Source organism: Streptomyces sp. WELS2, from assembly GCF_013870595.1.
Taxonomy (GTDB): Bacteria; Actinomycetota; Actinomycetes; order Streptomycetales; family Streptomycetaceae; genus Streptomyces.
The window spans coordinates 1-8757 of record NZ_JACBWZ010000208.1 but is presented as its reverse complement, the minus strand read 5'-3'; the positions used below and the strand labels follow the sequence as shown (position 1 = coordinate 8757).

At 72.5% G+C, this 8757-nt stretch carries 10 protein-coding genes; 1 reads left to right on the top strand and 9 read right to left on the bottom strand.

Going from position 1 to position 8757, the window contains the following annotated elements; all coding sequences use genetic code 11:
• The 9 genes from H5J33_RS14875 to hisD all read right to left on the bottom strand — a co-directional run.
• Window positions 1-780, bottom strand: a 780-nt coding sequence (locus H5J33_RS14875; protein WP_309485407.1) for an MFS transporter, incomplete at its 3' end; no start/stop codon positions are given.
• 144 nt (window positions 781-924) lie between these two features.
• Window positions 925-1680: an imidazole glycerol phosphate synthase subunit HisF gene (gene hisF / locus H5J33_RS14870; RefSeq protein ID WP_181795386.1), complete on the bottom strand. Its 756-nt coding sequence runs from the start codon at window positions 1678-1680 to the stop codon at window positions 925-927.
• A 6-nt stretch (window positions 1681-1686) separates the two neighbouring features.
• Window positions 1687-2082, bottom strand: coding sequence for a RidA family protein (locus tag H5J33_RS14865; protein WP_181795385.1), 396 nt, complete (start codon window positions 2080-2082; stop codon window positions 1687-1689).
• A complete protein-coding gene (priA, locus tag H5J33_RS14860) occupies window positions 2079-2804 on the bottom strand; it encodes a bifunctional 1-(5-phosphoribosyl)-5-((5-phosphoribosylamino)methylideneamino)imidazole-4-carboxamide isomerase/phosphoribosylanthranilate isomerase PriA (RefSeq protein WP_181795384.1) in 726 nt (241 codons plus the stop codon). The genes H5J33_RS14865 and priA overlap by 4 nt, the downstream gene beginning before the upstream one ends.
• Before the next feature lie 3 nt (window positions 2805-2807).
• A complete protein-coding gene (hisH, locus tag H5J33_RS14855; protein WP_181795383.1) occupies window positions 2808-3458 on the bottom strand; it encodes an imidazole glycerol phosphate synthase subunit HisH in 651 nt (216 codons plus the stop codon).
• The gene (locus tag H5J33_RS14850; protein WP_030605407.1) at window positions 3455-3619 is read right to left on the bottom strand and encodes a hypothetical protein; all 165 of its coding nucleotides are present in this window, start codon (window positions 3617-3619) and stop codon (window positions 3455-3457) included. The genes hisH and H5J33_RS14850 overlap by 4 nt, the downstream gene beginning before the upstream one ends.
• A 3-nt stretch (window positions 3620-3622) precedes the next feature.
• Window positions 3623-4216, bottom strand: a complete 594-nt coding sequence (gene hisB / locus H5J33_RS14845) for an imidazoleglycerol-phosphate dehydratase HisB (RefSeq protein WP_030783530.1) — start codon at window positions 4214-4216, stop codon at window positions 3623-3625.
• Window positions 4213-5319 carry a histidinol-phosphate transaminase gene (locus tag H5J33_RS14840; RefSeq protein WP_181795387.1) on the bottom strand — a complete coding sequence of 369 codons (1107 nt, stop codon included), beginning with the start codon at window positions 5317-5319 and terminating at the stop codon, window positions 4213-4215. Before H5J33_RS14840 ends, hisB begins: the two co-directional genes overlap by 4 nt.
• Window positions 5320-5333: 14 nt before the next feature.
• Window positions 5334-6659: a histidinol dehydrogenase gene (gene hisD, locus H5J33_RS14835; protein ID WP_181795382.1), complete on the bottom strand. Its 1326-nt coding sequence runs from the start codon at window positions 6657-6659 to the stop codon at window positions 5334-5336.
• A gap of 290 nt (window positions 6660-6949) precedes the next feature.
• Here hisD and H5J33_RS14830 point away from each other — a divergent pair, with 290 nt between their 5' ends.
• On the top strand, window positions 6950-8530 hold the full coding sequence (locus H5J33_RS14830) for an oxidoreductase (RefSeq protein ID WP_181795381.1): 1581 nt from the start codon (window positions 6950-6952) through the stop codon (window positions 8528-8530).
• The last annotated feature ends 227 nt before the right edge of the window (window positions 8531-8757 follow it).

Genomic DNA, 8757 nt, shown 5'->3' with positions numbered 1-8757 from the left:
GGCGCCCCAGCCGCGGTGGTCGGCGAGCAGGGTCAGGCCGACGTTCAGCGGGCCGACGAAGCCGAGGTCGCCGAGCGCGATGGCGATCATGAGGGGGCCGAGGACCCGGTGCCTGCGGACGTGGCGCAGTCCGGCCTTCAGGTCGGCCCAGGCGGTGGCGCCGCGCTCGGTACCGGCGGGCAGGTCCCGTACGCGGACGGACAGCAGCAGGGGCAGCGACAACGCGATGAGCGCTCCGGCGAGGGCGAAGGCCGCCGGGGCGCCGCCGAGGGCCACGCCGAGGCCGCCGAGCGGGGCGCCGACGACGCTCGCGGCGCGGATGGCGAGGCCGCGCAGGCCCTGGACGCGGGCAAGCTGGTCCTTGCCGGTGATCCGGGCCGGGAGGGCGCCCACGGCCGGCATGAACACGGCGTCGACGGTGCCGAAGACGCAGCCGAGCAGGGCGAGGGGCCACAGGCCGGGGTGGGTGAGGAACAGCAGGGCGGCGACGGCGAGGACGGCGGCGCAGCGCACGGCGTCGCTGCCGATCACGACCCTCTTCGGGCCCAGCCGGTCGGCGATCACGCCTCCGCCGAGCATCAGCACGGCCCGGGGCAGCGCGCTGACGGACATCACGACTCCGGCCTGCGCGGGGGTGCCCGCCTGGACGGCGGCCCAGGACAGGGCGAGGTAGTAGACGTTGTCGCCGAGCATCGAGGAGGTGTAGGCCCCGAGCCAGCGCAGCACGTTGGGGTCGCGGTGGGCGCGCGCGGGGGCGGGCGGTACGAGCGTGGTGGTCACGCGGGAGGGCGTCCTCTCGGGCACGGGGGCGGTGACGGCGGTCCGAGGCCGTATCCGCCCGCGCGGAGGCCCCGGCCGTCCGGCCGGGGCCTCCCTACGGCCTCGCTCTCGCCGTCCCGCTGTCCGACGGCTTTCACGGTCCGGCTACCTGACGGGGTGTCCCGCCTCCCGCAGGGTCTGCTTCACCTGGCCGATGCGCAGGTCGCCGAAGTGGAAGACCGAGGCGGCCAGGACGGCGTCGGCGCCCGCCGCGACGGCCGGCGGGAAGTCGGCGAGCCGGCCGGCGCCGCCGGAGGCGATCACGGGGACCGTGACGTGCTTGCGGACCGCGGCGATCATCTCCAGGTCGTAGCCGTCCTTGGTGCCGTCGGCGTCCATGGAGTTCAGCAGGATCTCGCCCGCGCCCAGCTCCGCCGCCCGGTGCGCCCACTCCACCGCGTCGATGCCGGTGCCGCGCCGGCCGCCGTGGGTGGTGACCTCGAAGGTGCCTGCGGGGGTGCGGCGGGCGTCCACCGACAGCACCAGCACCTGGCGGCCGAACCGCTCGGCGATCTCGCGGATCAGGTCGGGGCGGGCGATCGCGGCGGTGTTGACGCCCACCTTGTCGGCGCCCGCCCGCAGCAGCTTGTCCACGTCCTCGGCGGTGCGCACGCCCCCGCCGACGGTCAGCGGGATGAACACCTGCTCGGCGGTGCGGCGCACCACGTCGTAGGTCGTCTCCCGGTCGCCGGAGGACGCGGTGATGTCCAGGAACGTCAGCTCGTCGGCGCCCTCGGCGTCGTACACCTTGGCCATCTCGACGGGATCACCCGCGTCGCGCAGGTTCTGGAAGTTCACGCCCTTGACGACCCGGCCGTTGTCCACGTCCAGGCAGGGGATGACTCGGACCGCCAGGGTCATGACTGCTCAGGCTCCTCTGAATGCTTCTAGTTCCACTTCGACCAGGATGCGCGGGTCGACGAAGCCCTCGACGACCAGCAGGGTCGAGACCGGGCGCACGGAGCCGAACAGCTCCTGGTGGGCCCGGCCGACGGCGTCCACGTCCCGCACATGGGTCAGGTACATCCGGGTGCGGATCACGGACTCGATGCCGAGGCCGAACTCCGCGATCGCCTCGACGGCGCTGGTGAAGGCCACCTTGGCCTGTTCGTACGGGTCGCCCTCGCCGTACAGCACGGTGCCCTTGAAGGACGTCGTGCCCCCCACCAGCACCCGGTCGCCCGCCGCCACGGCGCGTGCGAAACCGAAGGGCTCTTCCCAGGGACTTCCGCTACTCACGCGCCGTACGGCTTCGGACGTCATGACGACACAGCCTCCAAGGCCTCTTCCAGGGTGAACGCCTTCGCGTACAGCGCCTTCCCTACGATGGCGCCTTCGACACCGAGCGGCACCAGAGAGGCCAGGGCGCGCAGGTCGTCCAGGGAGGACACGCCGCCGGAGGCGACCACCGGGCGGTCGGTCGCCGCGCACACGTTGCGCAGCAGCTCCAGGTTGGGGCCCTGGAGGGTGCCGTCCTTGGCGATGTCGGTGACGACGTAGCGGGCGCAGCCCTCCTTGTCGAGGCGCTCCAGCGTCTCGTACAGGTCGCCGCCGTCGCGGGTCCAGCCCCGGCCGCGCAGGGTGGTGCCGCGGACGTCCAGGCCGACGGCGATCTTGTCGCCGTGCTCGGCGATCACCCGGGCGACCCACTCGGGGGTCTCCAGGGCGGCCGTGCCGAGGTTCACCCGGGTGCAGCCGGTGGCGAGGGCGGCGGCGAGGGTGTCGTCGTCGCGGATGCCGCCGGACAGCTCCACCTTGATGTCCATGGCCCCGGCGACCTCGGCGATCAGCTCGCGGTTGTCGCCGGTGCCGAACGCGGCGTCCAGGTCGACCAGGTGCAGCCACTCCGCGCCGGCGCGCTGCCAGGCGAGGGCGGCCTCCAGCGGGGAGCCGTAGGAGGTCTCGGTGCCGGACTCGCCGTGCACGAGGCGGACGGCCTGGCCGTCACGGACGTCGACGGCGGGGAGCAGTTCGAGCTTGGCCATGGTCTACAGGGTTCCGATCCAGTTGGTGAGGAGCTGGGCGCCGGCGTCGCCGGACTTCTCGGGGTGGAACTGGGTGGCCCACAGGGCGCCGTTCTCCACGGCGGCCACGAACGGCTTGCCGTGCGTGGACCAGGTGACCTTGGGGGCCTCGATCACCGGGTTGTGGCTTTCCAGGGACCACTCGTGGACGGCGTAGGAGTGCACGAAGTAGAAGCGGGCGTCGGCGTCCAGGCCCGCGAACAGCCGCGAGCCGGCCGGGGCCGCCACGGTGTTCCAGCCCATGTGGGGCACCACGTCGGCCTGGAGCGGCTCGACCGTGCCGGGCCACTCGTCCAGGCCCTCGGCCTCGACGCCGTGCTCGATGCCGCGCGCGAAGAGGATCTGCATGCCGACGCAGATGCCCATGACGGGGCGCCCGCCGGACAGCCGGCGGTCCACGACCCAGTCGCCGCGCGCCTCGCGCAGGCCCTGCATGCAGGCGGCGAACGCGCCGACGCCCGGCACGAGCAGCCCGTCGGCGTTCATCGCCTTGTCGAAGTCACGGGTGATCTCGACATCGGCGCCCACGCGCGCGAGGGCGCGTTCGGCGGAGCGGACGTTGCCGAAGCCGTAGTCGAAGACGACGACCTTCTTCTTGTCCGACGGGGCGCTCAATTCCACACCTCCAGCCGCATGACGCCCGCCACCAGGCACAGGGCGGCGCCGATCGAGAGCAGCACGATCAGGCTGGTGGGCATCTTCTGCTTGACGAAGGAGATGATCCCGCCGACCAGGAAGAGGCCGACGACGATCAGCAGGGTCGACAGACCGGTCATGGGTTACAGCGCGCCCTTCGTCGACGGGAGGATGCCGGCCGCGCGCGGGTCACGCTCGGAGGCGTACCTGAGGGCCCGGGCCAGCGCCTTGAACTGGCACTCCACGATGTGGTGGGCGTTGCGGCCGTAGGGCACGTGCACGTGCAGCGCGATCTGCGCCTGGGCGACGAAGGACTCCAGGATGTGCCGGGTCATCGTGGTGTCGTACTCGCCGATCATCGGCGCCATGTTCTCGGGCTCGGTGTGCACGAGGTAGGGGCGGCCGGACAGGTCGACGGTGACCTGGGCGAGGGACTCGTCCAGCGGGACCGTGCAGTTGCCGAAGCGGTAGATGCCCACCTTGTCGCCGAGGGCCTGCTTGAAGGCGGCGCCCAGCGCCAGGGCGGTGTCCTCGATGGTGTGGTGGGAGTCGATGTGCAGGTCGCCGTCGGTCTTGACGGTCAGGTCGAACAGACCGTGCCGGCCGAGCTGGTCGAGCATGTGGTCGTAGAAGCCGACGCCGGTGGCGATGTCGGTGCGGCCGGTGCCGTCGAGGTCTATCTCGACCAGCACCGAGGTCTCCTTGGTGGTGCGCTCCACGCGTCCAACGCGGCTCATGAACCCAGCTCCTTCTTCACTTCCCGTACCGCGTCGAGGAACGCGTCGTTCTCCTGCGGGGTGCCGGCGGACACCCGCAGCCACCCCGGTACGCCGTTGTCCCGGACCAGCACGCCCCGGTCGAGGATCTTCCGCCAGGCCTCGTGGGCGTCGGCGAACCGGCCGAACTGCACGAAGTTGGCGTCGGACTCGGTGACCTCGTAGCCGATCGCGCGCAGCTCGGTGACCAGCCGGTCCCGCTCGGCCTTCAGCTGCTCGACGTACCCGAGCAGCGTGTCGGTGTGCTCCAGCGCGGCCAGCGCGGTCGCCTGGGTGACGGCCGACAGGTGGTAGGGCAGCCGGACCAGCTGGACGGCGTCCACGACGGCCGGGTGCGCGGCCAGGTAGCCGAGGCGCAGGCCGGCGGCGCCGAACGCCTTGGACATCGTGCGGGAGATCACCAGGTGCGGGCGGCCGTCCAGCAGCGGCAGCAGCGAGGCGCCGTGGCTGAACTCGATGTACGCCTCGTCCACGATCACCATGGACGGCTTGGCCGCCTGCGCCGCCTCGTACAGCGCGAGGACGGTCTCGGGCGGGACCGCGTTGCCGGTGGGATTGTTGGGGGTGGTGACGAAGACGACGTCCGGCTTGTGCTCGGCGATGGCCCGCTCGGCGGCGGCGAGGTCGATCGTGAAGTCCTCGTTCCGGGGGCCGGAGATCCAGCCGGTGCCGGTGCCGCGCGCGATGAGCGCGTGCATCGAGTACGACGGCTCGAAGCCGATGGCCGTGCGGCCCGGCCCGCCGAAGGTCTGCAGCAGCTGCTGGATGACCTCGTTGGAGCCGTTGGCGGCCCAGACGTTCTCCATGCCGAGGGGGTACCCGGCGCTCTTCGTCAGGTACGCGGCCAGCTCGGTGCGCAGCCGCACCGCGTCCCGGTCCGGGTAGCGGTTCAGGTCGCGGGCCGCCTCGCGCACCCGCTCCGCGATCCGCTCGACCAGCGCTTCGGGCAGCGGGTAGGGGTTCTCGTTGGTGTTCAGCCGTACGGGCACGTCCAGCTGGGGCGCGCCGTAGGGGGACTTGCCGCGCAGCTCGTCACGGATGGGCAGCTCGTCCCAACGGGACACAGAGGGGTTGCCGGTCACTTGCTCTCGGGTACCTTCCAGCCGAACCTCGCCTTGATCGCCGCGCCGTGCGCGGGCAGGTCCTCCGCCTCCGCCAGCGTCACCACGTGGTGGGCGACCTCGGCGAGCGCGTCCTTGGTGTAGTCCACGATGTGGATGCCGCGCAGGAAGGACTGGACGGACAGGCCCGAGGAGTGGCAGGCGCAGCCGCCGGTGGGCAGGACGTGGTTGGACCCGGCCGCGTAGTCGCCGAGCGAGACGGGGGCCCAGGGGCCGATGAAGATCGCGCCCGCGTTGCGCACCCGGCCGGCGACCGCGGCGGCGTCGGCGGTCTGGATCTCCAGGTGCTCGGCGCCGTAGGCGTCGACCACCTTCAGGCCCTCCTCGACGCCGTCCACGAGGACGATCGCGGACTGCCTGCCCCCCAGGGCGGGCACGATCCGGTCGTCCACGTGCCGGGTGGCCGCGACCTGCGGTGCCAGCTCCTTCTCCACCGCGTCCGCCAGGTCGGCGGAGTCGGTGACCAGGACGGCCGCCGCGAGCGGGTCGTGCTCGGCCTGGCTGATCAGGTCGGCGGCCACGTGCACCGGGTCGGCGGTGTCGTCGGCGAGGATCGCGATCTCGGTCGGGCCGGCCTCGGCGTCGATGCCGATCCTGCCGGTGAAGTAGCGCTTGGCGGCGGCGACCCAGATGTTGCCGGGGCCGGTGACCATGTTGGCGGGCGGGCAGGACTCGGTGCCGTACGCGAACATCGCGACGGCGGTGGCGCCGCCCGCGGCGTACACCTCGTCCACGCCGAGCAGGGCACAGGCGGCCAGGATCGTCGGGTGCGGCAGGCCGCCGAAATCGGCCTGGGCCGGGGAGGCGAGCGCGATGGACCCGACGCCGGCCTCCTGCGCGGGCACCACGTTCATCACCACGGAGGACGGGTACACGGACCGGCCGCCGGGCGCGTACAGCCCGACCCGTTCCACCGGCACCCACTTCTCGGTGACCGAGCCGCCCGGCACCACCTGGGTGGTGTGGGTGGTACGGCGCTGGGCGCGGTGGACCAGCCGGGCGCGGCGGATGGACTCCTCCAGGGCGGCGCGCACGGCCGGGTCGAGAGCGGCGAGCGCGTCGGTGAGCGCCTGCGCCGGGACACGGACGTTTTCCAGCCGTACTCCGTCGAATTTCTCGGCGAAGTCGATCAGCGCCGCGTCGCCGCGATGATGCACGGCCTCGCAGATCGGGCGCACCTTCTCCAGGGCGGCCTGAACGTCGAAGTCGGCTCGGGGCAGCAGGTCGCGCAGGGCGGGGCCCTCGGGAAGGGCGTCGCCGCGCAGATCGATTCGGGAAATCACAGTGCCAATTCTCTCAGACCGCCGTCGGGAGCCGTCCGCGCGTATCAGTGGCTGATACAGAGCGTGGGCCAATGGCGGGACGGCCGTGGGCCAAAACCCGGTACTTGACGTCGCGCGGGCGGACGCGACAACCCCCGTCAGCCCGTTCTCCGCGGGCCAATGCCTGGTACAGACGGTGGCCGGAATCCGGACGATCAGCTTCACGCGGGGTGTTCGGCAGGTCACACAACGGGCATGAACGGCTGTACGAAACACAGGGCACAGGCAGAGGGCACGGAGAGAGGAGAGCGGTGACCGAGGGAGCCGGCGTCCGCATCGCCACCGGGGACCTGCCGGACGACCTGACCGCGGCCGAGGCGGGCATGTGGCAGGCCTTCCGCAACGGCAGCGTGTACGACCTGAGCAGCGGGGATCCGGCGGCGGACGACCCGCACGGGGGGCATCCGTGGGGCCCGGAGCGGACCGTGCGGGCGCGCATCGTCTGCTGGCTGCTGCTGGACGGCCCGCCGGCGCTGGCCGGCCGGGTGTCCTCGCTCAAGCTCGTCGGCGTACGGATCACCGACGTGGTGGATCTCGCGGGCGGCCAGGTCACGCCGTACGTGGAGCTGACGAGGTGCCGTTTCGACCAGGAGATCCGGCTGCCGGAGGCCCGGTTCACGACCGTGCGCCTGGTGGACTGCGCGGTGCCACGGCTGGAGGCGGCCCGGGTGCACACCGAGGGCGATCTGCATCTGCCGCGCTCCCGGTTCCCGGGCGGGGTCCGGCTGACGGACGCGCAGATCGGCACCGACCTGTTACTCAACCAGGCGATCGTCTACCGCGACCGCGGCGGCCGGTCGATCGCGGCGGACGGCATGACCGTCGGCCAGGACCTCCAGGCGGAGATGCTGGAGTCGCACGGCGAGCTGAGTCTGCGCGGCGCCCAGGTCGGCGTCTCGCTCAGCCTGCGCGGCGCGAAACTCACCAACCCCCACTCCCGGTTCGCCCTGAACGCCCCCCAGCTCACGGTCGAGCGCACCCTCTACCTGACCCCGGCCGGCGTGGGCGGTCCGGCGCTCAGCGGCACCACCCCCGCGCACGGCACGCGCATCCAGCGCTTCGAGTGCCGGGGCGGGGTGCGGCTGGACGACGGCCGCTTCGGGGACGCCGTCGACCTGGAGCGGGCCCGGTTCTCCTTCACCGACGACCAGGAGCTGTCGCTGCGCCGGGTGCAGACGCCGGAGCTGCGCTTCCTCGGGGACAAGCCGCAGCGCGGCAAGGTGGTGCTGTCGGGCGCGCGGGTGGTGAACCTGGTGGACCGGGCGAGCAGCTGGCCGGAGGCGGGCAATCTCCACATGGGCGGGTTCACCTACGAGAACCTGGTGCCGCAGGGCCCGTTCCCGCTGACCCGGCGCCTGGACTGGGTGGCGGCGGCCACCGCCGAGTACGCCCCGGAGCCGTACGAGCGGCTGGCCTCGGTGCTGCGCTCCGCCGGTGAGGACGAGGACGCGCGCGAGGTGCTGCTCGCCAAGCAGCGCCGGCGGCGCGAGACGCTGCCACCGGCCGCCAAGGTCTGGGGGTACGCGCAGGACTGGACGGTGGCCTACGGCTACCGGCCGGGCCGGGCCGCGGTGTGGATGGCGGTGCTGTGGGCGGCGGGCACGCTGGCGTTCGCGCACGCCGACCATCCGCCGGTGAGCTCCGGACACCCGGCCTGGAGCCCGGCGCTGTTCACGCTGGACCTGCTGCTGCCGGTGATCGACCTCGGCCAGACGGGCCAGTGGCAGCTGCGCGGCGGCTGGCAGTGGCTGACGACGGCGATGATCCTCGCGGGCTGGGTCCTGGCGACCACGGTGGCGGCGGGCGCGACCCGGCTGCTGCGACGGAGCTGACCCTCGCCGCACCCGCACAAGACCCACCGCATCCGCACACATGACACACATTCACCCTTTACGGGACCTTTACCGTCGGCCGTACAACCTTCCACGACTTGCCGCGTCCCTCTGGCGCCGCCCCGACCTGCGGACTTTCAATGGTCGACACCATGGCTCTGCTGCCCTCGTTCATCCGCCCCCACCGCCGGATGACCCGACGACCCGCGCGCCCGGCCCACCGGCCC

What these genes read in the sequence shown, in the direction of transcription:
- H5J33_RS14865 (WP_181795385.1), bottom strand. Translation starts at nt 2,082, where the DNA reads ATGACGTCCGAAGCCGTACGGCGCGTGAGTAGCGGAAGTCCCTGGGAA.
- priA (WP_181795384.1), bottom strand. Translation starts at nt 2,804, where the DNA reads ATGGCCAAGCTCGAACTGCTCCCCGCCGTCGACGTCCGTGACGGCCAG.
- hisB (WP_030783530.1), bottom strand. Translation starts at nt 4,216, where the DNA reads ATGAGCCGCGTTGGACGCGTGGAGCGCACCACCAAGGAGACCTCGGTG.
- hisF (WP_181795386.1), bottom strand. Translation starts at nt 1,680, where the DNA reads ATGACCCTGGCGGTCCGAGTCATCCCCTGCCTGGACGTGGACAACGGC.
- H5J33_RS14850 (WP_030605407.1), bottom strand. Translation starts at nt 3,619, where the DNA reads ATGACCGGTCTGTCGACCCTGCTGATCGTCGTCGGCCTCTTCCTGGTC.